The organism is Pseudoalteromonas sp. A41-2 (genome assembly GCF_015767615.1).
Taxonomy (GTDB): domain Bacteria; phylum Pseudomonadota; class Gammaproteobacteria; order Enterobacterales; family Alteromonadaceae; genus Pseudoalteromonas; species Pseudoalteromonas lipolytica.
The window spans coordinates 1,476,152-1,499,734 of the sequence record NZ_CP065231.1 but is presented as its reverse complement, the minus strand read 5'-3'; the positions used below and the strand labels follow the sequence as shown (position 1 = coordinate 1,499,734).

Here is a 23,583-nt window from a genome sequence, read left to right as displayed (position 1 = left end):
GGAAGCCACAATGAAATTATATTCAGTGAAATCAGCCACCGCTATCGCAATTGCAACGTCGTTACTGTTATCTGGCTGTGCCAACAAAGCAGTTGTCAGTTATGGTGATGCTCAGGCTGTTGAAACAACCGATATCAACTTTGGTTCAACTGATTTGCAAAAGGTCGCCAGCCAAATGACAGATTCGTTATTGGCATCGCCTGTTGTGGGGACATTAACAGCAAATTCGCGTCCTATCGTGTTTGTTGAGCGGATAAAAAATAAAACCAGCGAGCATATTGATACAGAATCAATCACTGACTCTATTTCGACACAATTATTACGCAGCGGTAAATTCCGTTTTGTTGATATGACGCGTGTCGAAGCGGTGCGCGAACAGCTTAATTTCCAAAATGTCGACCCGCTCGTCAATCCCAATACTGCAATCGCATTTGGTCAGCAAGTGGGAGCGCAGTATATGTTATACGGTAACCTGTCGAGCATTGTAAAATCTAATGCAGATAAAGCCGATGTCTATTATAAATTCACAATGCGTTTAATGGATTTAAAAAGTGGCCTGATTGAGTGGGCTGATGAAACTGAAATCCGTAAAACACGCGAAAAATCTACTTTTGGCTGGTAGCCAGGAGGTTATATGAAGTACCTTATTAGTTTATTTAGCCTATGTTTACTGCTCAGTGCGCCGAGTTACGCAGATTATCAGCGTAATAAAGCGGTTCCCGTGCAGCAAGTTTTGTTTGGTTCAGTGCAGTCAGTTCGTAATATTACCGAGCAAGAACTGGTTAAAGACCAAACAAATGGCTGGAAAACCTTTGGCGGCGCACTATTAGGCGGTGTTGTAGGGAATCAATTTGGCGGCGGAAGTGGTCGAACTGTGGCAACTATTCTTGGTTCAATGATTGGCGGGTCGATTGCACACAACCGTCAGCAATCAAGCCGTTATATTGAATATCAACTTGTTGAGTTAATGATTCAAGTAGAAAGTGGCGAGCAATACATGGTCGTTCAAGACAAGGATAGTCGGATGATATTTAATCAAGGTGACAAAGTTCGTCTTGTTTATTTAAGTGATAACACCGTTCGCGTAGATAAGGCTTTTTAATAGTAATACTAATTCGCTTAATTAAGTAATCTATTTTGAGGCAATAAAACCGCGTTGATAATAAGGTAAAAATGTCGTTATTTAGGTGTTATCGGCAATTGCTCTGCATCTATGCAGTCGTAAGTCAGAGATTTTTAACGCGGGTAGCGACAGGTTCAATTCCTCAAAATGATTAAGTCTTATTGCACATTGGAATAAGTATTATTAAGTATTATTGCGAACTGGTAAAAGTAACGGCGAGCAATCGTTACTCCATAAAAAGAAATGCCGCTCACCTAAAGTGAACGGCATTAGAGCCTTAGCTCGCTGTTATGATCGCTGATTTTAGCTCTGTTTGTAATCTGCAAAGAATCGTTGCATCTTACCCATTGCTTCAGTTAAATCATCTTTGTTCGGTAAAAACACCAATCTAAAGTGGTCAGGCTCAGGCCAGTTGAATGCCCTGCCGTGCACGAGCAGTATTTTTTCGGCTTTCAGCAAATCTAAGATCATGCGTTCATCGTTTTTAATCTTAAACTTGTCGGTGTCAACTTTTGCAAAGGCATACAGTGCGCCTTTTGGTTTTTTACAACTAATGCCGTCTATCGCATTTAGTCCTTGCCATGCAATATCACGTTGCACACACAAGCGCCCACCGGGGTTAATTAGATTATCGATTGACTGTACACCACCCAATGCTTGCTGAATCGCATATTGTGCAGGTACATTGGCACACAGGCGCATAGATGCCAACATATCTAAACCACGCACTAAGTCTTCCATTACACTTGTACGGCCACTTAATACCATCCAGCCCATACGCAAGCCCGCTGCTCGGTATGTTTTTGCAAGGCCGTTAAAGGTAATAATAGGCACATCATCACACAACGCCCCTATTGAGGTATGTGTGGCGCCGTCATATAAAATTTTCTCGTATATCTCATCACTTAATAACAGCAACTTATGCTCTCGCGCAATATTAATAAGCTCCATTAATAAGTCATCACTGTAGACAGCCCCCGTTGGATTGTTCGGGTTAATCAGTACCAGCGCTTTTGTCTTTGAGGTAATTTTACTTTTTATATCAGCAATATCTGGAAACCAATCTTGTTCTTCATCACATAAATAATGAACAGGGTTACCACCCGCTAATTTAACAGACGCGGTCCATAGTGGGTAATCGGGTGCTGGGATCAGTACTTCATCATCGTTATCAAGCAATGCTTGAGTCGTCATTTGAATAAGCTCGCTCACCCCATTACCGATATAAATATGGTCGACATCTAGGTTGAATAATCCACGTTGCTGATAGTGTTGATAAACAGCCACACGGGCAGAGTAAAGGCCTTTAGAGTCACAGTAGCCTTGGGCTGAATACAAGTTACGGATGATATCGCGGTGCATATCTTCAGGCATATCAAAACCAAAGGCCGCAGGGTTGCCAATATTAAGCTTGAGAACTTTTTGACCTTCATCTTCCATTTTTCGAGCTTGTGCAAGCACAGGCCCACGAATGTCATAACAGACACCGTTAAGTTTGTGACTCTTTTTTATTTGTGACATGGTTACCTCTACTATTAGACCCTAAGACTAACCTAGCAGAGGCTAACCACGCTAGTGGATTTTTGAGGTTATAACTGAAATAAATTCAAGTTATTAGCGACCAGCAAACCAGGCCTGTAGTTTTTCAACTGAACCTGCAACTTGCGCGTCAAGGTTTTGTGACTTTTCTATTGCTGTATCCACATGCCCCTCGTTTAACGCCTGTTCAATTTCGCGAGCAACATCAGATAAGCTCGATGCACCGAATTGCGCAGCATTTGACTTTAAGCTATGTGCATGACGCGCAGCAACTTCATTTTCTGAATCCAAATTCGCTAAAACTTCACCACTCAAGCGTTGAAACTCACTGCAGCAAAAGGTTAAGGTGTCGGCAAATTGATCACCCAAAAGCGATTCCATACCTTCAAGTGCACCTTCATCTATTGTGATCGTCGTCATGTTTATCCCTTGATCAAAAACGTCATCATTTAAATCGCAACTCTAGCTGTTCATTATAAAAAAGCAACCCTATGACCAGAGCTCATGTATAATAGCCATACTTTAATTGTATGCTAGAAGTTTAATATGGCTAGAGAACTGTGTTCGGGTTGTGGCTTTTCAGTCAGAACCTGCTTATGTAATGCGATAAGCATAATTAATAATAAACTAAAAATCATTATATTACGTCATCCTAGCGAAGAAAAAGTAACTAAAAATACAGCGCACCTGCTTAAATTAGGTTTAGCGAACTGTATTATTTTGAGTGGTGAGTCTGAGCAAGACTTTCCTGAGCTTGCCTCACTGCCAACACAGAGTACGGCACTGTTGTATCCCGCCGATAATGCAATCATGCTTGATAAGTGCACTGATGCAACATTAGACTTTAAACAACAGCTTACTCATTTAGTGGTGCTTGATGGCACATGGAAAAAAGCCTACAAAATGCTGATGCTGACCCCAAGTTTGCAGCACTTCAAGGCTGTCAGCTTCGCCACTTTACCAAAAAACAAATACGTGATCAGAAAAGCACCTCGCGCCGATAGCTTGTCGACATTAGAAGCCGTTGCACAGAGCCTTAATTTAATCGAACAGTGTAATGTTGACCCGCTTTATCATTTACTCACGGCGCTTGTTGAAAAACAAACTCAGCACATGCCTCAAGCAGTCAAGGCACGTTACTTATAATGCGAGTGTCTAAACGTTTAAGTGCGGGGTTTAGCCGCCAAGGTCCCGATTACCGTTTTGATGACCAAGTTGATTTTGACGATATTCGCGACACGTTCGGATTTCGTACCCTCGTTGTGGGTCATTGGGTTACCAAGCAAGAACGATTATTAGCTGCAAATTTAATTTATGACGCGCTGGCAGATCTCGCACAAATACTGTCATTACCACCTGTGGCAATGGGCCTTCGTGGAAAACTGAATTTTGCTTTCGGTCATGGCGGTCAAAAAGGAGTGCAAGCACATTATAATGCGCAAAGCCAAACACTTGCTCTGGCAAAAAATGCCGGAGGAGGAGCCCTCGCACATGAGTGGTTTCATGCCTTTGATCACCATATTTGCCAGCATATGTTCCCACACAGACAACCCATGCAGTTTTGCTCATCATTGTGGTTAACCCAAACACCTGATTTAACACACCCGTTAAATCATTTCCTCAATCAGTTTTTTCATCAGGTTTTTTTAGATACTCAAGGTAATAACCCAAACGAGTTCGTCACACAATCGATAGCCTTTGATAAACAACGACAGCATATTTATATGAGCATGCCAGAAGAACTTGCGGCACGGTGTTTTGAGCAATGCATTGCTGTCCATCCTGCGATTAAAAATAGTTTTTTAGTGAGTGGCTTAAATGACGGTGGTTTAATTTACCCAAGCATAGAGCATACATCACGCTGCTCAGACGCATTATTACGGTATTTTAATCAACTAGGTGTGCTTTTACATCGTGGCTAACATCAACCGACTTAAAGTTCTTGATCCACAGTAAATAATCGTCAGCCTCAAGCGGTTTAGAAAAGTAATATCCCTGCCCTATTTGGCAGCCATAACGTTGTAAAATGGCCAAGCTCTGCGGGTCTTCAATGCCCTCGGCCACCACTTTGGCACCGAGCGTTTTAGCAATATCACAGGTTGCTTTACAGATACTTTGATCATTTAACGAAAAAGCGAGATTAAGAACAAACTGCTTATCAATTTTCACCTCATCAAAGCCCAGTTGACTTAAATAAGCGAGTGAAGAGTAACCTGTACCAAAATCATCAATGGCGAGTTTCACACCAATTAAGCGATAATCGTCCAGTGTTATTTTTATATTTTTACTTTCTTCCAGGGTCGCTGATTCTGTTAACTCAAGCATCACAGAATCAGCACTTACACCTAGCTCATTTAACTTAGTAATAAACAGCACAGGTAAATCTTTATTGAGCAAATCTTTTGCCGAGATATTAATAGAAATGACATGCTCAGGTATTAACTCACAAAACCTTGCTTGCCATTCTATGCCTTTCGCAACGACCCACTCGGTAAGTTGATTAATGACCCCTGAGGACTCAGCAATCGGAATAAAGGTATCAGGGCCGATTGCTCCAAGTGCAGGGTGATGCCAACGAAGTAGCGCTTCGCAACCCACAATATCACCCGTTTCTAAACATATCTGTGGCTGAAAATGTAAGTTTAATTGATCTTCTTCAATCGCTAATTTTAATGATGCGGCAATGAGCAGCCTTTGCTCAGAGAGTCTCGCACTTTCTAAATCAAACATACGCCAGCGCTCACCTTGCAGGCGCTTTTCACTCATAGCTTGAATCGCGCACTGTAGAATTTGTCTGGCGGTATTACCATGTAAAGGATAATGGGCAACACCAATATCAACACTATCAACTAATTTTACATTGTTATGCGTGATGCCCTCTTCAAACACTCCATGAATCAAACAAGCAAATTGCTCTATATGACTCAGTTCCAACTCCCCCATTACAACACAAGCAAAAATACTGTCATCAACGCGTGCTATCCAGACACCTTGATCAACATGGGTTTCCAGCCTTAAAGCATTAATCGATTCAAGCTGTTGGGTAAGTACATCCAGCGTAGTCACAATGCAGTTATTAGCATGCTCATAGCCAAATGTTGCTCTGGCATTTACCAAGACATGGGGCCTGAACAACATCACAGAAAAATGTTGTTTGTGCGCTACTTTTTTCATTATTTCACTCAGTAGCAATTGTTTATTGGGTAATTTTGTATCCGCATCATGTGTCATTGAATAATTAAATGATGAAATTCTGTGTCTATCTTTAAGTAACAACAATGAACTAATAGCTAACGATGTGAATAATACAATGACATTTTGCATGGTGTGATTACCAACACCAAAGCCATTCCACACCAACCAACTAAACGCTTGAACAGACAACGTAAGCACCATTAATAATCTTAAACGCGTACGCTCACCTTTTCCTTTATACAAAATAGTAATCGCAATACCTGCGAGCATTAAAAAGACGATACAACTAAAAATGTACGACGATTGCAGATTGAGTTGTGGCAATAACGAAGCCATTATTGTAGTAATAATTGACACACTTAATAAAGCGATCCACACCGATTTATAGTGACTTTTAAGTCTGTTTATTGCAGCAAAGTGATACAAAAAATAAGCACCAAAACACAATGCATACTGGTTTACAAGCCACTTAGCGCTCCACTCTAACCCGCTAACAAAAAAGCTCGTTAAACCATTATCTATCATAAATCCAATGGTCACTAAAACGAAGTAAGCATTTAATGTCAGATACTTAAAGCGTTTCGATATGAAGTAATACACCCCACATACAAACATGCATAAAACCAATACACCCAGGATAGCGCCATACCCCAAAATTGTTTGGTGTAAATTAACTTCAAACGTTTTAGCTGAAACAACCCCGACTTCAATTGATATCGCATGCTCATGTTGGAAGTTAAGAAGTGCCCAGCGATTTTGACGATTGTGATCGACTAACCAATGTGGTCTCACACTCGATAAGCTGACTAATGATGCCAATCTATCTTTATTTTGAATTTGTAATAAATCATCAAGAAGATAAAACTTTTTCCACGTTAAGTTGGGTTCAGCAATATACACAACGTAGTCTTGATTACTTGGTAACTTATTTAAGTCGATGACAAGCCAATACGAACTGTGTGCTTTTAAGCGAAGTGTTTTGGGTTCAAGCATATTTACTTTATGCTTATCGTCTAATTTCTGCTGCAGTGATTGGCTAACAATAAAAACTGGGTCATCAGTGTTTATCAGCCAAACAGGGAGTTCAGCCGCATTTAAAGTCGCTGTAAAGGTATACAAAAAAAGACAACAAGTAGCAGTTACCAGCTGTTTATAAAACGTAAGGATGCACCTGCTGATTGAAAGCATTTTAGCTCCGTGCCATTAAACACCAGCTAAAAGTATGGGGGGGAACAGCGTAAATTGCCAACTTTTGGGAACGATTTGCAATTAAAGTACTGTGGCCCGTAGGCCACATAAGAAAAGCTTACTTATTATCGTCGCTAATACGACTCGCTACCGCCGAGTTTTGGTCTTTATATTTCGCATCTTTACGGGTGTTGTAAGGATTTTCGGCTGGGCTGGTCATGGTCTCAAAACTCATCGCCCCTATTTTCATCATGGGTCTTAATGCCAAAGGCAATTTACCCGAGTTATAAAACTCAAGCACAATATTACCTGACCAACCTGGGTCAATTCGGTGTGCCGTTACGTGCACCATTAAACCAAGGCGAGCGAGTGAGGAGCGGCCATCTAACCAACCCACAATATCAGCGGGTAACGTAACTTTTTCATGCGTAATCGCCAAGGCTAATTCGCCTGGGTGAAGAAAAAAGGCTTCTTCTTCCGCTAACACGATTTCGTCGCTCATAATCGATTCCATCGCTTTATTAAGTTGATCTTTCGGACCGCTTAAATCAACGTAAGCTGCGGTATGATCTTGAAACACTCGAAACTTATTGCCTAAACGTAAGTCTACCGTCACCCCAGAAATCATGTCTTTACTCGGTGAAGGTTCTATAACGATACGACCCTCGTTAATATATTGCTGAATATGGGTATCTGATAATCTCATTTATTATTCTACCTAAAACAGCCAAACAGTTATTATCAACATGTTGCGCTGTAAAAATTATCTTGCTTCACGTTAGTTCATGCATTTAATGCAATCAATAAGCGTTAAAGCTCACAGTATGCTGGGATTATTGTGACACAAAACTCACTTATCAAGTTAGTCTTACAGACATTTCTTCATGAATTAATTTTTTATACTCATTTAAACCGTTAAGAATAACTTTTACGTTTAGTATGGGGTGAAATGATTTTTTTAATACAATGAATGTATAACAAGACGCGACATAAGCTGAGAAAATATGAACCTTCAAATACGTTAACGAGTTCGTACTCTCGCGATGTTAGTGCGCAAAATAGTAAATAAGCCGCTCAGAGAGCGGCTTTCATGTCTTGGGAGATAACGTGTTGTTTAAAACCTGTAGCGTGCACCAATTGCGTAACGAGCGCCGTATTGACGAGCAAACAAAAACTGCTCTTCGTAACGGCCATAACCGCGCTCGGTTTCATTATTGAGGTTAATTCCCTCAAAGAACACCGTCATGTTTTCGTTTATATCGTAGTTTACGCTTAAGTCCCACTGCCCGAATGTGTCACCAAACTGTGGTGGTGCATCCGCTGAGCCTTGTGATTGGCCAACACCAATCAAGTAAGCGTCACGCCATGCGTAGGTCACTTTTACCGACAAACCGTCTTTGTCATAGAAAGCTTGGAAGTTTGCAGAATTACTCAAACCTGGTAGTGGCGACTGTTGTGTTAGGCTGTCTACGTCAAATTCAACATCACCATCAACAAATGTCGCGTTCACACCTAAGCCAAAGCCGCTTTCACCAAACAAGTGCTGTATCGCAACCTCTACACCATCAACTGACTTACTGTCCGTGTTTTGCGGCTGGGTAATATTCCACACTATTAACGGGTCTGAACTACTTGGTTCTATTTCACCATCAGCATTACCATAGCCAAGGGCAATCATTTCGTTAAAAATGGCTTTGCTTGTGACTTGCTCATTACGCGCTTCAATAGCTGCAATGGCTTCTTGATAACGCGGCCCGTCTAAAATATCGTAAAGGCCATCGATTGTCGTTTCAGTGATTTGACGTTGAATAAAGTTATCCACGTCTTTTTTAAAGTAACCAACAGACGCATAGCTGCCTTCGCCGTAGTAATATTCAATAGACACATCCAAGTTTGTAGACTCAAATGGCAACAGGTTCGTGTTACCTTGCCCACCCGTGCGAGCACCCGGTTTTGGACTGCCGGTCAGGCTGCGTCCACCCGCTAAATCGCCCAAAGGAGCTCGAGCCATCGTTTTACCCCACGAAACACGGCCAACGAGTTCATCGGTTAACTCTACTTTTACATCAATATTAGGTAACCAAATATCATAATTGCCTTGTTCTTGGTAAAAGTTATCGGTGCCGCCAGCTTCATATTGCATGATCCACTCTGATTCACTCACCCAATTCACTTGTTGTTCAACACGTTGGCGTACCGTGCTGGTGACATCCGTTTCTTCATAGCGAAGCCCAGCATTAATTTGTACAAAGTGATTAGCGACATCAAATTCCCACAACGTATTCACGTAGACGCTTTGCGTTTTCTCTTCAACATAACTTTCACTGTCAATGCCATCGAAAAAGGGATCGATTGAATAGTAGTTATCACCTAAAAGATCTTCGTTTAAGTAAGCGAGTTGCCGGGCTAAAGCCTCTTCAAAACTGTAGGTATAGTAATAGTTCGGTTGTAAATCACTGCCTCCCCCCTCAAATTGATCTAACATGTCACCCGTTTCCTTGTAGGTGAACATGCCATCAGGAAAGATTTCTGTGAATGATGGGTTAAAGCCAGGACCCCCTCGCAAACCACTCCATGCAGTGAACCCACCCATGGTTTGTTTTGTATGTGCAGCACCAAATTTCACTTTTACCAATGGGATTTCAAAACGCTCATTAAACCAATGTGTATGCAACTGCGCTTGCTCAACGTTCGACTCACCCGGAGAGTAAATAAACTGGCTGAAATTTGAGTCAATCTCGCTTGGGTCTAGTACCGTAGTCCCGTTGTTCCAATTAACGTAAGCATGCGGGATCTCACCTGTACGGTAATCGTAAACCTTACTACGCAATTGATCTGAACCGAGGATGATTTGCCCCGATGAACCTAATCCGTCATCAGCACCGTTGTCTATTTCATTTTTAGAGTCGTGGTAGTCGAACTCTACTTCCCATTCATTGTTAATTTGCCACTCTAGGTTTAAACCAATTGAGCGTGCTTTAACTTCAGTGGTTTCTCGATTTGCTGTGAATGAGCCATCGTTACCACTAATATCAGCGAATAAAGCAGTACCGTTTTCATCCAGCTCATAGCGATTGATGTTACCACCGAACTCGTTCCAGATACCCCAACCAACGGTATTAACGCCTGTGATTGCTCGGCTTGCTGTGTAATCAAGCGTAGCAACAAAGTTATCAATGGGCGCATACTGCAAAGTCACTTGACCATTTGTACGTTCACGTTCTGCATCCGCAATGCTGTAGTTCATATCTTTCGGGAAGAAATGATTACCAACACGTTTACCTTCGCTGTCGACTGCACGCGGGTCGATAAATGCCCCCTCATCTAGCGTCGGTAAATCGACATTGGCTTGCCAACCCTGAATATTGGCATTTTGCTGTTGAAAATCACGCTCTTGATGAGAAAACGATACCGCAAAACCAACAGAATCTTCAGCGTAGGTATTACTGTACATGGCAGAAAACTCAGGAGTTACATCATCACCTGCCTCGTTTGACGAATCGTGAATAGCCTTAATTGAGGAACTAAATTTTTCACCAGGGCTATTCAATGGGCGAGTCGTGATAATATTGACCGTCGCCCCCAAGCCCCCACTTGGCACATCAGCTTGACCTGACTTAGCCACTTCGAGCGCACTGACACCATCTGCGGCAATATTTTCAAGTGCGTAAGAGCGGGTATAACCCGTCCCCGGCATTTGACGTCCGTTTAACATGATAAGATTAAACTCAGGGCCAAACCCCCGTACTGTGATTTCACTCCCCTCGCCATTCGAGCGGCTGACAGAGACACCCGTTATACGTTGTAATGACTCGGCCAAATTGGTGTCGGGAAATTTACCCATTTCTTCTGCTGAGATGGCATCAATCACTCCCGTTGCGTCTCGTTTCATGTCCATGGCACGGATCATACTGCCACGAATACCTTTAATTTCGATGACTTCGATTTCTTTATCTACTTGCTGTTGCTCATCTTGAGCATACGCCATTGAGAGATTGCCAAACCCTGTTGTCAGGATCATTGCGATTGATGCTGCAAGAGGTGTTTTAATTAATTTTGTGCTTTTCATGATTACCTGCTTTTGCAAAAAATTGTCATGTAAAATGGGTGCTGTTTTGTGTGCACCCTAGCCTGTTGTCAGATGAAATTATGGGTTTGTAATCACGGCATTATCGATACGATAGACCGCACCTTCTCCCATGCCCCACGAGGGAAATACCATGACAACGTCTATTGCACTAATATCAAGACCTGCACTGAGCAAGTCAGACAATGTATAGGTGTAAGTTTGCCATTCCCCGACCACAGGCTCGACGCCTTCTTGGCTAGCACTTAGCGCAAGCTCAACAGCTTGACCTGCATCATTCGATTCGATTTTGAACAACCACTGCGCATCTTGATTGCTGGCATTTGAAACCAGTTTCATTTCAAAACGAACAACCCCTTCAGAAACCATATGAGAAGCATCAAAACTCACGCCATCAGCAGCTAAAAAGCCCATAACAGTAGCTGTTGCACCTATTTTAAACTCAGCCACAGCACCATGCGCTTCATCATCCGTTTCAACTGTTGGTGTACGGCCTGCGCAGCAATCCCAAATACTCCATTGCTCAGCGACATTATCAGCAAATAATGTGAGATCAGACTGTGGTTCTGGTGCATAAATACGTGCATTATCTACACGATATACAGCCCCTTCACCTTGACCCCAAGCAGGGAAAATCATGATCACATCAATAGCGCTGACATCTAAGCCTGCTTGCAGCAACGTACTAATAGGGAAAGTATAGGTTTGCCATTCACCCGCAACAGGGTCAACCCCCTCAACACTGGTGTTCAGATTAACCTCCACAGCGGTTGTACCGTTGTCTGATTCAACTTTTAGCAACCACGCTGCCTCTGGTGTGCTCGACAGAGATATCACTTTCATTTCGAACTGCAACATCCCCTCGTCCACAAGCGCTGTCGCATCAAATTGTGAACCACTACCACCTGATGATGTCCGGTTAATAAAGCCCATAACTGTCGGTTGAGCACCGATAGAAAACTCTGCTGTTACCCCGTGAGCCTCATCATCCATGACTTCAATTGGCGTTGAGCCACCACAACAATCCCACAACGGCCAGTCAATGTTCGTTTCATCTGTGAATAACGTTAATGAAGGTAAAGAGGTCGATGCGCCGTTTGTAATTTCAACATTATCAACACGATAAACTGCACCCTCACCTTGACCCCATGCAGGGAAGATCATGATGACATCAATAAGTGACACATTTAATCCTGCATCTGCAAGTGCTTGCAGTGGAAAGGTGAAGGTTTGCCATACACCGACGACAGGTTCAGCACCTTCAGTACTCATGTTAAGGTTCATTTCGACTGCAGAACTGCCCTCGTCACTTTCTATTTTAAAAAGCCAAGGAGCATCTGGCGTGGCAGGTAATGACATGATTTGCATATCAAATCGTACGTAACCATCCTCCAACATAGCACTTGCATCATAAGGTGAAGCAACACCATTTTCGTCAGTGATAAAGGCTTCACGACTAATAAATCCATTCACTGTTGGCTGCGCACCAATATTAAACTCAACTACTTCGCCACGCTCTACATCTTCAACAAGGGCGGGTGTAGAACCACCACAGCAATCCCATGCAGGCCAATTTGGATTGAAGCTACCATCAAAAATGGTAAGCGGCGTAACCGTGCCATCGCTTGGCGGCGTTGGGGCTGGTGCAGCACCTTCTACCAGTGCATCTTCTACGCTGTCATACCCTGGGCGGACAGTTTCACAGCCTTTACCCGTGTCTGGATTTTGAGCACACTCATAAACTCGTACATAATCAATTTCGAACGCTTGACCATTTTCGAATGCACTCGTATCTATGCCCGTCGCATTAACGTTTTCTGGCCAATCACCACCAACTGCAAAGTTTAATATCAAGTAAAACTCTTGATCATAGGGTGAAGCATCCCAAAATGTCGTTAGTTCACCCGTTGTTTGGTCGAAATATTCTGAATACCATCCTTTATGCTTTAGCGCTAGCGCTTCGCCGCTGGCGTTATAAAGCAGTTCAGACTTTCGCTGAGTCGCGTAGAGGTAGTCATCAATATACCAGCGAATTTCTCCCTCTTGCCATTCTATTGCATAGGTATGGAAATCATCTGCAGGGTTTGACGCCTGATCAAAGGTATACGCTTTGCCGCTTTGATCGTTATTTGGCCACTCTTTACCATAATGCAATGTTCCGTAGATGTTTGATTCTAGACCATCATCGGTAGGCACTTTAAGGTTCACGGCTTCAACAATGTCAATTTCACCAGAGCGGGGCCAACCGCCGTATACTTCGTCTGTGGGCATCATCCAAAAGGCAGGCCATGCACCTTGACCACTTGGCAGTTTAGCGCGCATTTCAAAGCGTCCGTATTTAAAATCAGCTTTATAGCGAGTATTTAGACGTGCTGAGGTATACGGTTTAGTCGCACCTTCCTCTGCGGGCAGTGCAACAATATTTAGAATGCCATTTTCAACAAAAGCATTATCTTTGCTGTCGGTGTAACATTGTTTTTCGTTATTACCCCCACCGGCACAATCAACTTCGAAGTTCCATTTACCATCGTCAATTGAATCGCCATTAAAGTCATCCTCCCATATCATCACCCAATCAGAAGTGGGTTCACTTGGGTTGATAGTGTCGATTTTTGTTTCTGTGGCAGAGCCACCGCAGCCAGCTAATGTCGCTACAGAAAGCGCCATCGCAAGTTGTGTTATGTGTGTTTTAATTCTGTTCATTACATTGAACCCTAACATGAGTGTTTGTTAGTACTCAGCTGATCGGTATAAGTATTTTTTTAATCAGCCAATTGTAAGCGCTTACATTTAAGGGCAAATAAAAAGCCAAACAATGTAAGCGCTTACAAAAGCGTATGTCAGGGTTGTGAAAAGGTCAATAAAATATTAACAAAAATCGAACATTTGTGTCTTTTAAGTAGACAAAAAACACTCTAAAGGGCAGTAAATGCACTGATTAAGCACAAAAACACAAATACCTCATTGTCACAATGAGTAATAAAAAACAAGAAATTAACATTTTTTTCTGTGTTTAATCTTCTGTTATCAGTATTTCTACCGAACTATTTTGTGTTTGCTGGTAATGCAAGCTGCTGGCTAGGATACGTGCAGCATTTTTGTAGGTAGCGCTGATTGATGCTGCATTATCTCGAGAAATTACCTGCCCTTGCTCCGAGCTTTCACGTATTTCAATCGCAAGAGGGATGTTGGCTAATACAGGCACACCATGGCGGTGAGCTAATTTTACAGCGCCATCTTTGCCAAATACATGATTGGGTTCGCCGCAATGACCACATAAAAAGTAACTCATGTTCTCAATAAGACCCAATACTGGAATATTGACCTTATTAAACATAGCAATCCCCTTTTGTGCATCAGCTAGGGCTAAATCTTGCGGTGTTGTAATAATTACAGCGCCACTAGCAGGTACTTTTTGACTCATGGTTAGTTGAATATCACCGGTGCCGGGCGGCATATCAACGATGAGGTAATCAAGTTCACCCCAATCGGTCTCATTCATAAGTTGATTAAGCGCCCCCGATGCCATGGGGCCTCGCCACACTGTTGCATCATCACTCGGCACTAAGAAACCAATTGATTGCGCTTTCAAATTATGTGCTTCAAATGGTAATAAGTTTTTATTATCCAGTGTTTTAGGCTCAGCACCCTGCAGACCTAAAAGTAAAGGGATCGATGGGCCATAAATATCAGCATCTAAAATCCCCACTTTAGCTCCCTCTTGCTCAAGTGCTGAGGCAAGATTCACAGCCGTTGTCGACTTACCCACTCCCCCTTTGCCAGATGCAACAAGTACAATCTGCTTAATCTGCTTAAAGCAGCATTGGTTGGGTAATGACACCTCGGCGTCGATGCTCACCGATACTGAGAGCTTATTGCTAACAAACTCTTCGATTTGTGCTAATTCTCCCTTGCCAGCAAAGGGTAATTCCAGCTTAACCTTAAAGCTTTTGTCGGTATTTATTGTTATTTCTTTTACCCATTGGGCTTCAATCCCAATCGCAAATGCGCTGCTTCTATAAGCAGCTAACGCATCAAGTAGCGGTTCTTTTTCAGCCGATTTACCAGAGAATAATTTTGACAGTCCAAACATAGCAATAAAATAGCGTTTCTTTGATGAAAAGTGCTTCGGAATTATGTAACATTCAAGGCATTAAAACCAGACAATTAGATAATATCATTGCGTTGTTTTGTATATAGGCAACTCGCAATGAATTAAATAATGATATTCATGCATTTTTGCAACGAACTATCCTCAATTCGGAATGATTATGGCACAGCGAAAGATCCTGATTACTAGCGCATTACCTTATGCCAATGGCCCGACTCACTTAGGTCATTTATTAGAATACATCCAAACTGATATTTGGGCGCGTTTTCAAAAGCAACAAGGTCATGAGACCTATTACGTGTGCGCAGATGATGCTCACGGCACCCCCATTATGCTTAATGCGCAAAAACAAGGGATCACGCCAGAGGAAATGGTTAAAAATGTCAGTGTAGAACGCCAACGCGACTTTGCTGATTTCAACATAGAATTTGATAACTATCACAGTACCCACAGCGAAGAAAACAAGCAGTTAAGCGAGCTTATTTATAACCGCTTAAATGATGCGGGCCACATTAAGAAGCACACTATTTCTCAGCTTTTTGATCCAGAAAAAGGCATTTTCTTACCTGACCGTTTTGTAACAGGTACTTGCCCAACGTGTAAGTCTGAAGATCAAAACGGTGATAGCTGTGACGCATGCGGTGCAACATACAGCCCAACTGAACTTATCAATCCACGTTCTGTCATGTCGGGTGCGGAGCCTGTGTTAAAAGACTCTGAGCACTACTTCTTTGACTTGCCAGCCTTTGAAGACATGCTAAAAGAGTGGTTACACTCTGGCACTATCCAACAAGAAATGGCTAACAAGTTAGACGAATGGTTTGCAGATGGCCTGCAGCAGTGGGATATCAGTCGTGATGCACCTTACTTTGGCTTTGAAATCCCAGGTGCTCCAGGTAAATACTTCTACGTATGGCTAGATGCACCCATCGGTTACATGGCCAGCTTTAAGAACCTATGTGACAAGAAAGGCATCGACTTTGATGCGTTCTGGCGTGAAGACTCAGAAGCCGAACTTTACCACTTTATCGGTAAAGACATCATTTACTTCCACAGTTTATTCTGGCCTGCCATGTTAGAAGGGGCAAACTTCAGAAAACCAACGAATGTATTCGCTCACGGCTTTGTCACCGTAAATGGCGCAAAAATGTCTAAATCTAAAGGCACTTTTGTAAAGGCACGTACTTATCTAGATAATTTAGACCCTGAATATCTACGCTACTATTACGCGGCAAAACTTAACAACGGTATTACTGATTTAGATTTAAACCTTGAAGATTTTGCCCTGCGTGTAAATTCAGATCTGGTTGGTAAAGTGGTCAATATTGCAAGCCGTTGTGCTAGTTTCATCACCAAGAAATTTGACGGGAAACTAAGCGACACAGTGATGGATGAAGCGTTACTAAGTGAATTCCAAGCGGCATCAGACAGCATTACTAATCATTACGAGAATCGTGACTATAGCCGTGCTATTCGTGAAATTATGGCGCTTGCAGACAAAGCCAACCAATTTATTGATGCTAAAGCTCCTTGGGTGTTAATTAAAGACGAAGCAAAACAACAAGAAGCGCATGACGTGTGCTCACTTGGTCTCAATATGTTCCGTGTGCTTATCACCTACTTAAAGCCTGTTTTACCAGGAATGGCTGCCAATGTTGAAGCCTTTTTAAATGACGCATTAACATGGCAAGGTGTGCAAACAGCACTAGTGGGTCATGCTATTAATAAATTTAAACCGTTAATGCAACGCGTTGAAATGGATAAAGTAAATAAAATGATTGAAGAATCAAAAGAAAGCCTCGTCGCTGAAAAAGACAAGATTGATCCTAATAGCCCATTAGCGAAAGAGCCAATCAGCCCTGAAATCGAATTTGATGATTTTGCTAAAGTTGATTTACGTGTAGCGAAAATTGCAAAAGCAGAACACGTTGAAGGTGCTGATAAGTTATTAAAATTGACGTTAGATTTAGGTGGCGAAACTCGCCAGGTATTCGCCGGTATTAAATCTGCGTATGCGCCTGAAGACATCGAAGGCAAGCTGACCGTTATGGTAGCGAACCTTAAACCACGTAAGATGCGTTTTGGTATGTCTGAAGGCATGGTGTTAGCAGCAGGCCCTGGCGGCAAAGAAATCTATATTCTTAACCCTGATGAGGGTTCAGAGCCAGGCATGCGTGTCATGTAAGGTAAAACCTTATTGTAAAAAAACCGTTGTGTGCAAACACAACGGTTTTTTTATATTCGGCATTTATGTTGTTGGGCACGCGGGGTGTTCGGTTAATACTTGGGTAATAATTTGGCCAAATACTTGGTGCTGTTGCTCAGTAATAGGGAAAGAGGCGCTGTAAGAAAGCGTATCGGCAAGTTCTCCGGTAATAATTTCATAAAAGGTCATCGCAGTTAGCAAATGCCCAGCATTCGAGGCATGATTACCGTCACTATGGTATAGATTCACTTCTGGTAATCTTGCTATCGCGTTGTCCCACACTAAACCGATGGGCGCAACACAGCTCGTTTCTTTATCACTAATGGATAAATGTAACTTATAAACCGCTTCACCTTCTTTGCTATCCCCCCTTTGTGGGTGTTCAGGGAATAGAATTGGCGTGATTCCCAGCACTTTTGCATTCGCAATTAGACGCTCGGTTTCTGCCGTAGAATAATTTACAGATCCCGATTGAGAATACTTTTGCCCTTGAAAAATCGCATGACTCCACTTGTTTTGTTTTAGCTTTTCGATATTCCCGGGTGAATTCACTATTTCATCCAAAAAACGGCCACTCACCGTGAGGGTCGCAACCTGACTATTACTTAACTCACTCGAAATTAACTGCTCAAGCAAGGTCGCAAGTTTTGCGCTATGACTATTGCCATAAATGATAATGTTATAATCAGCACTTGCGCTATTATCAACAATGTCGGTGCTATTATTAGGAAGTGAGCTGTCAGGCTCGGTTGCGATTGGGTTTTCAGTCTTTGAACTCGAACCACATGCAACTAACCCAACAAAACTCATCAATAAAAAGTAAACAATAAAAGGCTTAAATCGTTTGCTGTCCGTCATTGATTATTCCTTATTTAGACGTATCTTTTTCATGTAGTCAATATTGAGACACAAAACGATAAATAGCCAATTATTATCTGACGCTTACTCACACTTAACTATTTCATCTTCAGGGTGCTAAATATAAATCTTTAAGAAACCGCTCTTTGCGGGGTAAGTAATGATCATCATAATCAAGCGACACCAGCACCCTTTCTGCTTTTCCTAACAGCTCACTACGCGGCACTAAACCGATTACACGCGAGTCTGCACTGTTATCACGGTTATCTCCCATCGCTAAATACATATCTGCAGGGATAACCACTGGCGCAAAATGCTGCATCACAGAGGGGGTCTTCGACACCTGAATTGCATGTTTAATACCCGCAAGATTTTCTAAATACGTTTGCTGCCCTGCTTCATCATCCACTAGCGAGTAATCAAGTGCTTGACCATTAATAATCAATTTATTATCAACTAACTTAACCGTATCACCCGGCACTGCAATCACACGTTTAACTAAGCGGTTATTAGCAGCAGTTGAATCAAATACAATGATATCGCCCGCTTTTGGCTCATCAAGGCGCGCCAGTGAGATATGACTAAATGGTAACCGTAAATCATAGGCCATTTTATCGGTTAAAATACGGTCTCCCTCAACAATTGTCGGCTTCATAGACCCTGTGGGTACTTCATACCAATCGGCAACAGCACTCCTAAATACACTCATTAAGCAGATGAATACAATCAATGAACGGTTATTTTTCCATACGTTAGCAAGCCAATTCATATTCGTTCCTTCTGTTGTTAGTTTCATTAAGAGTCTTTGCCGTTCAAATTAGTTCTTAGCTAAATGTAACGAAATACTTCAAAGATAAAAATATCATACATGGTGTTAAAAATATTTGACACAACCAGCAATGAGTAGTTTACTTAACACCAAGTCAAATATTTTTTACACTGGATGATAAAAGATGAGCTACAAAGAACTGACAATTTGGGGCACGTTGGGAGTGACTATTGGTTTGTTAATTTATTACCTTACTGGTATTAACTCATTACAAACAAACGGAAACCTAAGCCAAGATACAATGGTTTCTTACTTATATAAGGTCGTAATTACTGCGGTGATACTCGAAATTATTATGCAATCAGTGCTTGCAGGCATTAAGCACAAAGAAGCAGATTTAGGTGATGATGAGCGCGATAAACTCATTGAACTTAAAAGCGCTAAGCTTGGCCATTGGTTAACTTCAGCAATTATTTTAATGTGTGTATTTTTAGCCACTCAGATAGAGCGTGTATCTGGTCGCATGTTATTACCTGAAGTTTCAGATTTATATAATATAATGCACTACCTCATTATAGGCTTTTTGATCAGTGAGATTATCACGACAGCCAGTAAGGTGTATTTCTATCGAAGAGACAGCTAATGAAAAAACAGCTCAGTAATACTATTCGAGAATTACGATTTCATCACGATGAAATGACGCAGCAAGCTCTGGCCGAAGCCGTCGGTGTTTCAAGGCAAACAATTGTCGCCATTGAAAAAGGCAAATATTCCCCTTCACTTGAAGTGGCTTTTAAGATTGCTCAATTGTTTGATAAGAAACTCGATGACGTTTTTTCTTATCAATAGCACGCTTGCAATAAAAAAGGTTAGCATGCAGCTAACCTTTTTTATTCTATTTAAGACTGTTGATTTTTAAACTGTGCTTTCGCTTGTTCAACTTCGTCATTACTGATACCTACTGACTCAGCCGCTTCTTTTATTAAATGCGGTTGTGTCATAACCAACGCCATCAGTTGTTGAAGTTTTTCGGGCGGGATCCCGAGTTGCTGAACTAAGCCCATAGCCATCATTGGGTTTTCCATAAATGCTTGAAAAAGCTCACGTACTTTTTCGTCACTCACGTTATGCTCTTTCAGCATTGCGATAATTGGGTTCATACTAACCTTGATTAATTTACTGCTAATAAGCTCAATAATGTGGGCAGTTTTTCGTTATTCAACCAGTAGCACCACTTTACCCGAATTTTCATTATTATCTAAAATGCGGTGAGCCTCAGTTGCATCCTGCCAATGCAGGGTTTTATATATATTAAAGTCAAATTTACCCGCAGCAAGTTCGCCATAAAAGCGAGCTATAAACTGTGCTTTTAGTTCACGTTTAAAAGCAATAGAGCGGTTTCTAAGTGTAGAAGCATGAAATGAAATACGTTTACTCAGCAAACGTGCGAAATCAACCTCAGCAAAGCGCGCATCTAAAAATGCCAACATCACAATTTGGCAATCCATTGCAGCAACAGCAGCATTTTTATTTAAATAATGCCCAGCAACGGGGTCGACAATTGTATTTGCTTGTAACTGATGTGTCTTCATATACTCCACAAAGTCGGTGGTTTTATAATTTATACAGTGATCGGCACCCAACTTTTTTGCATGCGCGCATTTTTCATCGCTCCCCGCAGTAATGACTACCTGAGCCCCAATAGCTTTTGCCATTTGAATAGCGGCACCACCTACACCACTTGCACCAGCGTGTATAAGTGCGGTTTGCCCAGCTTCAAGCTTGCCAAATTGAAATAACGCCGAAAATGCCGTGAGATAAACTTCACTTACCGCAGCCCCTTCAGCCATACTCATTGAGTCAGCAAGCGGCATCACCTGTGCTGCATCTACCGCAACATACTCACTGTATGCGCCTCCGGCACACAAAGTAAAAACGGGTTTATTAAGCCAATCAACCTCAACGTTTTCCCCTTGTGCGACGACAGTGCCAGCACACTCTAGACCTAAAATCTCACTGTCGCCTTTAGGAGGTGGGTATTTATCTTGCCTTTGTAAACAGTCAGCACGATTAACGCCTATTGCGGCGACCTTAATCAGTACCTCATCGTGTTTAATATTCGGCTTTTCAATTTCTGCAAACGTTAACTGTGAATTTTCGTGCTTAATATAACGCATAACACCTTCTATTTAATTCGCTGCCAGATTTCAGCTTCCACCAATTTACCATTTTCATATAAAGTATGATGCCATAAATCACCGTCTACTTTGTAATCAAATGCCATGGTTTTACCTTGTAATGAAGGCACATTACCATAAGAAAAAGTCTCGATAAATTGCTGGTCTTGCAAAACATATTTGCCGCCACCCGCATAATGAAAATTGCCATTTTTCTGCGTAATATAACTAAAATGAGTATCGGTAATTAGCTTTACCGAGGTTAATTCGGGTGCTTTTGCCGTAACATACCCTTCCTTTGTCGCATACTTTCCTTCAACAAACTGCCAACTCCCCACCAACGGGTTCGCATTCGCGAATGAGGCTAGCAACAAACTTGAAATGCCGAATATTTTTAGCATAGTGTACTCCCTTAATTGTTCGTATTAGCATACGCCAATACCGGATCCCGATGAAGGACTACGTGGTTGAGATTTTTTCACCCCTGTTTTGCTCTCATTTCACTAAATCGCCACGATTGTTTATACGGATACACATCCAATAATTGTCCCTCATTAATAGCCGCTTGCAGTCGCTGCCACATAGCAACACTGAAAATGTCGTGATGCACAGCATTAAAAAATGAAAATGCCGTTTTATTTGCACTGAAAAATACCTTGAATTGGCTCGGAAACACATCGTTTTCAGCAATATCAAAGTAACTCTCGCTGCTTAACTCTTCTAACGAGTCAGCACTTTTTGGTAACTCTCGAAATTGACACGCCGTCATCGGGCAAATTTCATCGTAATCATAAAACACCACTCTTCCCCAGCGGGTCACACCAAAGTTCTTCATCAACATATCGCCTGGAAAGATATTTGCACCTGCCAGCTCTTTGATAGCTTTACCATAATCAATCATAACAAGTTCAAGTTTTCGTTCATCACACTGATTAATATATAAATTAAGCGGTGTCATTTTCCGTTCAACATACACATGACGCAAAATAAGCGCATTACCCGATATAATTAAACTGTCGCCAATTTGGCGCTTCATCGTAGTGAGTAATTCTTCACTAAATCGACTTAAATCAAACGCTAAATAACGAAATTCATGGGTATCAACCAAGCGCCCCACGCGATCGGCTTGCTTTACAAAGTCGTATTTCGCCATGACATGTTGTTTAGTGGCGGTTTTTGGTGCGCTAAATTTATCTTTAATCACTTTGTACACATAATCAGAGCCAGGTGTCGTAAATACCAACATCACCATGCCAGGCGTACCTGGGGCAATAATGTATTTATCATCAGGAGGGCTATTTTTAGTGGTATCAACTTTATAGCGATAAAACTCGGTTTTGGCATGCTTGATAAATCCTATCGCGTTAAATAACTCAAAACGTTGCTTATGGGGCATCAGCACGCTGAGGTAATCAACGTAACGCGCAGGTTGGTCGGTGTCGACCATAAAGTAGGTTCGCGCAAACCCAAATAGCAGACTAAGTTGATCGGCGCCCATCATGACAGCATCAATGTGCAGCCCTTTTTCACTATTTAGTAAGGCTATGGCAAACGGCATATTATCACCATTTTTAGCAATGCATCGCCCAATGATGTAACACGCTTTATTTCTAAAAAATAATGAATTAGCGTATTCGATATACCCATCATTCAGTGCTAACAGCTCATAAACCTGTGGGCACTGTTTTTTTGCTCCTGCGATTAAAGTACGCTGCAACATGTCAATATCATCAGTGAAATGTGCATAATCGGAGCGAAATACATGACGACTCACAAGGGTTTTTATCGCATTTTCAAAACCACTTTGTAACGAGATCCGACTTACCAGAGAATCAAACGGACGAGGCCCTAAGCGGTACCGTGCCTTTAAAACAAACAAATGAACATTACGGATTTTACGTGAGTCCCAAATAGCCCCAAATGTCGAGTTGAAAAACGTATGTGCAATGGGCTGGTTTTCGTGATTTTTCACCATTTCTGCATAAATTTGTTTTGCTAATAACCACAGAGCAGGATCGTTAACTTCGCTGTAAGCTATGATCTTTACAGCTTCACTTACTTTTTTTACTTGGCCTTCGTAAACCTGTAACCGTAACTTCATTGCTGTTTGCACTTGATGCCATTGACGTTGTTCAAACCGACTTTGTGCCCCTAAAGTGATATTCAAAAACTCTGCAAACATGGCCTCAAACCCTGCATACACAGCGCGGGCTAGTTTCGTGGCAATAATATTCTTTAGTTGTTCCGACTCTGTTTTTTTACGAAAAATTGCATCGTGTTGAGGCATTATTGATATCACTTATGCTGATTATTTTAGTTGCCGTGTTTAC

General features: G+C 41.8%; 20 protein-coding genes. 7 read left to right on the top strand and 13 right to left on the bottom strand.

Going from position 1 to position 23,583, the window contains the following annotated elements:
- Positions 1 to 10 precede the first annotated feature (10 nt).
- A complete protein-coding gene (gene lpoB, locus IT970_RS06925) occupies positions 11 to 622 on the top strand; it encodes a penicillin-binding protein activator LpoB (RefSeq protein WP_036968915.1) in 612 nt (203 codons plus the stop codon).
- Positions 623 to 634: 12 nt separating this feature from the next.
- Positions 635 to 1,102: a glycine zipper 2TM domain-containing protein gene (locus IT970_RS06920; protein ID WP_036968917.1), complete on the top strand. Its 468-nt coding sequence runs from the start codon at positions 635 to 637 to the stop codon at positions 1,100 to 1,102.
- 324 nt (positions 1,103 to 1,426) lie between these two features.
- Here IT970_RS06920 and IT970_RS06915 read toward each other — a convergent pair whose 3' ends face one another.
- Both IT970_RS06915 and IT970_RS06910 read right to left on the bottom strand, forming a co-directional pair.
- Positions 1,427 to 2,644 carry a pyridoxal phosphate-dependent aminotransferase gene (locus tag IT970_RS06915; RefSeq protein ID WP_036968919.1) on the bottom strand — a complete coding sequence of 406 codons (1,218 nt, stop codon included), beginning with the start codon at positions 2,642 to 2,644 and terminating at the stop codon, positions 1,427 to 1,429.
- A gap of 93 nt (positions 2,645 to 2,737) precedes the next feature.
- The gene (locus IT970_RS06910; protein WP_065979823.1) at positions 2,738 to 3,082 is read right to left on the bottom strand and encodes an Hpt domain-containing protein; all 345 of its coding nucleotides are present in this window, start codon (positions 3,080 to 3,082) and stop codon (positions 2,738 to 2,740) included.
- A 126-nt stretch (positions 3,083 to 3,208) separates the two neighbouring features.
- On the opposite strand from IT970_RS06910, the gene IT970_RS06905 reads away from it, so the two are divergent.
- Both IT970_RS06905 and IT970_RS06900 read left to right on the top strand, forming a co-directional pair.
- Positions 3,209 to 3,808: a tRNA-uridine aminocarboxypropyltransferase gene (locus IT970_RS06905; protein ID WP_065979822.1), complete on the top strand. Its 600-nt coding sequence runs from the start codon at positions 3,209 to 3,211 to the stop codon at positions 3,806 to 3,808.
- Complete coding sequence (locus tag IT970_RS06900; RefSeq protein ID WP_371915637.1) at positions 3,805 to 4,584, top strand: CLCA_X family protein; 780 nt, start codon at positions 3,805 to 3,807, stop codon at positions 4,582 to 4,584. The genes IT970_RS06905 and IT970_RS06900 overlap by 4 nt, the downstream gene beginning before the upstream one ends.
- Here IT970_RS06900 and IT970_RS06895 read toward each other — a convergent pair.
- From IT970_RS06895 to apbC, 5 genes are all read right to left on the bottom strand, one after another.
- Positions 4,550 to 6,976 (bottom strand): EAL domain-containing protein, encoded by a 2,427-nt coding sequence (locus IT970_RS06895; protein WP_196857707.1) that lies wholly within the window; start codon positions 6,974 to 6,976, stop codon positions 4,550 to 4,552. The genes IT970_RS06900 and IT970_RS06895 overlap by 35 nt on opposite strands.
- A gap of 187 nt (positions 6,977 to 7,163) precedes the next feature.
- Complete coding sequence (gene dcd, locus IT970_RS06890; RefSeq protein ID WP_036968938.1) at positions 7,164 to 7,751, bottom strand: dCTP deaminase; 588 nt, start codon at positions 7,749 to 7,751, stop codon at positions 7,164 to 7,166.
- 408 nt (positions 7,752 to 8,159) lie between these two features.
- Positions 8,160 to 11,066 (bottom strand): TonB-dependent receptor, encoded by a 2,907-nt coding sequence (locus IT970_RS06885; protein ID WP_371915638.1) that lies wholly within the window; start codon positions 11,064 to 11,066, stop codon positions 8,160 to 8,162.
- Positions 11,067 to 11,192: 126 nt separating this feature from the next.
- The gene (locus IT970_RS06880; protein ID WP_180311516.1) at positions 11,193 to 13,835 is read right to left on the bottom strand and encodes a glycoside hydrolase family 16 protein; all 2,643 of its coding nucleotides are present in this window, start codon (positions 13,833 to 13,835) and stop codon (positions 11,193 to 11,195) included.
- Between the two features lie 310 nt (positions 13,836 to 14,145).
- On the bottom strand, positions 14,146 to 15,225 hold the full coding sequence (apbC, locus tag IT970_RS06875) for an iron-sulfur cluster carrier protein ApbC (protein ID WP_036968944.1): 1,080 nt from the start codon (positions 15,223 to 15,225) through the stop codon (positions 14,146 to 14,148).
- 178 nt (positions 15,226 to 15,403) lie between these two features.
- On the opposite strand from apbC, the gene metG reads away from it, so the two are divergent.
- Positions 15,404 to 17,428: a methionine--tRNA ligase gene (gene metG / locus IT970_RS06870; RefSeq protein WP_196857705.1), complete on the top strand. Its 2,025-nt coding sequence runs from the start codon at positions 15,404 to 15,406 to the stop codon at positions 17,426 to 17,428.
- 63 nt (positions 17,429 to 17,491) lie between these two features.
- Here metG and IT970_RS06865 read toward each other — a convergent pair whose 3' ends face one another.
- Both IT970_RS06865 and lepB read right to left on the bottom strand, forming a co-directional pair.
- Complete coding sequence (locus tag IT970_RS06865; RefSeq protein ID WP_196857704.1) at positions 17,492 to 18,307, bottom strand: hypothetical protein; 816 nt, start codon at positions 18,305 to 18,307, stop codon at positions 17,492 to 17,494.
- Between the two features lie 109 nt (positions 18,308 to 18,416).
- Positions 18,417 to 19,076 (bottom strand): signal peptidase I, encoded by a 660-nt coding sequence (gene lepB, locus IT970_RS06860; RefSeq protein WP_196857703.1) that lies wholly within the window; start codon positions 19,074 to 19,076, stop codon positions 18,417 to 18,419.
- Positions 19,077 to 19,260: 184 nt separating this feature from the next.
- On the opposite strand from lepB, the gene IT970_RS06855 reads away from it, so the two are divergent.
- On the top strand, positions 19,261 to 19,719 hold the full coding sequence (locus IT970_RS06855; protein ID WP_036968948.1) for a hypothetical protein: 459 nt from the start codon (positions 19,261 to 19,263) through the stop codon (positions 19,717 to 19,719).
- Entirely contained in the window at positions 19,719 to 19,925 is a 207-nt protein-coding gene (locus IT970_RS06850) for a helix-turn-helix transcriptional regulator (protein ID WP_196857702.1), read from the top strand. The genes IT970_RS06855 and IT970_RS06850 overlap by 1 nt, the downstream gene beginning before the upstream one ends.
- Before the next feature lie 50 nt (positions 19,926 to 19,975).
- Here IT970_RS06850 and IT970_RS06845 read toward each other — a convergent pair whose 3' ends face one another.
- The 4 genes from IT970_RS06845 to aceK all read right to left on the bottom strand — a co-directional run bounded on the left by IT970_RS06845 (position 19,976) and on the right by aceK (position 23,540).
- Entirely contained in the window at positions 19,976 to 20,236 is a 261-nt protein-coding gene (locus tag IT970_RS06845; protein WP_036968953.1) for a DUF2999 family protein, read from the bottom strand.
- A gap of 54 nt (positions 20,237 to 20,290) precedes the next feature.
- Positions 20,291 to 21,253, bottom strand: a complete 963-nt coding sequence (locus IT970_RS06840) for a zinc-binding dehydrogenase (protein WP_036968955.1) — start codon at positions 21,251 to 21,253, stop codon at positions 20,291 to 20,293.
- Between the two features lie 8 nt (positions 21,254 to 21,261).
- The gene (locus IT970_RS06835; RefSeq protein ID WP_036968957.1) at positions 21,262 to 21,654 is read right to left on the bottom strand and encodes a hypothetical protein; all 393 of its coding nucleotides are present in this window, start codon (positions 21,652 to 21,654) and stop codon (positions 21,262 to 21,264) included.
- Positions 21,655 to 21,731: 77 nt separating this feature from the next.
- Positions 21,732 to 23,540 (bottom strand): bifunctional isocitrate dehydrogenase kinase/phosphatase, encoded by a 1,809-nt coding sequence (gene aceK, locus IT970_RS06830; RefSeq protein ID WP_196857701.1) that lies wholly within the window; start codon positions 23,538 to 23,540, stop codon positions 21,732 to 21,734.
- Between the last annotated feature and the right edge of the window lie 43 nt (positions 23,541 to 23,583).